This window comes from Actinoallomurus acaciae (genome assembly GCF_042429965.1).
In the GTDB taxonomy this organism is placed as follows: Bacteria; Actinomycetota; Actinomycetes; order Streptosporangiales; family Streptosporangiaceae; genus Actinoallomurus; species Actinoallomurus acaciae.
Genome location: NZ_JBHLZP010000887.1, coordinates 1 through 2,057, shown reverse-complemented (window position 1 = coordinate 2,057; position 2,057 = coordinate 1). Strand labels below are relative to the sequence as shown.

At 72.6% G+C, this 2,057-nt stretch carries 2 protein-coding genes; both read left to right on the top strand.

The window, feature by feature from the left end; all coding sequences use genetic code 11:
• Positions 1-186 precede the first annotated feature (186 nt).
• Positions 187-990, top strand: coding sequence for an ABC transporter permease (locus ACFFNX_RS48510; protein WP_378213213.1), 804 nt, complete (start codon positions 187-189; stop codon positions 988-990).
• A gap of 2 nt (positions 991-992) precedes the next feature.
• Positions 993-1,985, top strand: coding sequence for an ABC transporter ATP-binding protein (locus ACFFNX_RS48505; protein ID WP_378213212.1), 993 nt, complete (start codon positions 993-995; stop codon positions 1,983-1,985).
• Positions 1,986-2,057: the final 72 nt, after the last annotated feature.

Sequence of the window (2,057 nt, the reverse complement as noted above, 5' to 3'; positions counted from 1 at the left end):
GCACCGGCCCGCCGCTCCCGCCGAAGGGCGAGCACGCGGCCACGGCCGCGGCGGACGCCACGGCGACGGCCCGCTGCCATCGGTTCATCCTCGCGCCCTCTCGTCTCCGGTTCCCCACGTCCCCGAGCGATCTCACACCTGCGACCGGCCGTCCATCAAGGGCTCGGCGGAGGCCGGTGGTGGCCGGTGGTTGAGGCCGTCCGCATGTACGTGTTGCTGGCCGGCGCCTGGATGCGGTCGGCCGCGCAGTACCCCGCGTCCATGGTCATGCTGCTGCTCACGCAGGCCGTGTCCAGCTCGCTCGACCTGGTCGCGATCCTGATCATGTTCGCGCACACGCCCCGGCTCGGCGGGTTCTCCCTGGCCGAGGTGATGTTCCTCTACGGCACGTCGGGGCTGTCCTTCTCGCTGGCCGACATCACGCTCGGCACGGTCGAGCGGCTCGGCGACCACATCCGCAAGGGCACGCTCGACACCGTGCTGCTGCGCCCGGTGAGCCCGCTCCTGCAGATCGCCACCGAGGACTTCAACCCGCGCCGGCTGGGCAAGCTGATCCCGACCGGCGCCATGTTCGTGGTGGCGCTCACCCGCCTGGACGTGCACTGGACCCCCACGCGGGTCGTGCTGCTCCCGCTCATGATCGCGGGCGGCCTGTGGATCTTCTGGGCGCTCTGGGTGCTCTCCGCGGCGTGGCAGTTCGCGGTCGTGGACGGCAGGCAGGCGGGCAACTCGGTCACCTACGGCGGCGGCTTCCTGACGCAGTACCCGCTGAGCATCTTCGGCCGCGACGTCCTGCGCGGCCTGACCTGGGTGCTGCCGCTGGCCTTCGTCAACTGGGAGCCGGCGCTGTACGTCCTGGACCGGCCCGATCCGCTCGGGCTGCCGGTGTTCTTCCGCTTCGCGTCGCCGCTCGTCGCGGCGGCGCTGTCCGTGCTCGCCGCCCTCGCCTGGCGCGGCGGGCTGCGCCGTTACCAGTCGACGGGGAGCTGACGTTGATCGAGGTGGACGAGGTCGTCAAGTCCTTCACGCTGCGCCGCCGCGCCGGGCTGCTGCGCCGGAGCCGCACGCGCGTGGACGCGGTCGACCGGATCTCCTTCACCGTCGCGGCGGGCGAGTTCGTCGGCTACCTCGGCCCGAACGGCGCCGGCAAGTCGACCACGATCAAGATGCTGACCGGCATCCTCACGCCGTCCTCGGGACGGGTACGCGTGGCGGGCCTGGACCCGTCCCGGCAGCGTACGGCCCTGGCCCGGCGCGTCGGCGTGGTGTTCGGGCAGCGCACCACACTGTGGTGGGACCTGCCGCTGCGCGACAGCCTGACCCTCGTGCGCCATCTGTACCGGGTCGAGCGGTCGGTGCACCGGACGCGGCTCGCCGAGCTCACCGAACTGCTCGACCTCGGGTCGTTCCTGGACACCCCGGTACGGCAGCTCAGCCTCGGGCAGCGCATGCGCGGCGACCTGGCGGCGGCGCTCGTGCACGACCCGGAGCTGCTCGTTCTCGACGAGCCGACGATCGGCCTCGACGTCATCAGCAAGGCGACCGTGCGGGCCTTCCTGACCCGGCTCAACGAAGAACAGGGCACCACGATCCTGCTGACCACGCACGACCTCGGCGACGTCGAGCGGCTCTGCCGGCGGGTGATGGTCATCGACCACGGGCGGCTGGCCTACGACGGGTCGCTGCCGGAGCTGCGCGGCGCCCTCGACGCCGACCGGATCCTCGTCGTCGACCTCGCCCGGCCGGCGCCGCCGATCGAGGTCGAGGGCGCCCGGACCGTGCGCACCGACGGCCCGCGGCAGTGGCTCGCCATCCCGTCCGGCGGCAACGCCGCCGCGGTCGTCGTGGCCGTCGCCGCACGGCACGAGGTGGAGGACGTCTCCCTGCGCGAACCCGACATCGAGGACCTCATCACCCGCCTGTACCGCACGGGGGTCCCCGTCGAGCACTCCGGCGGCAGGGTCGCCTCCGACCGCCAACAGTGATCGCACCGGCCCCTGACAAGGTGACCCTGGCACCGATCACGATCAGGCCCGCGCGGGGAACGACGCTCCGGG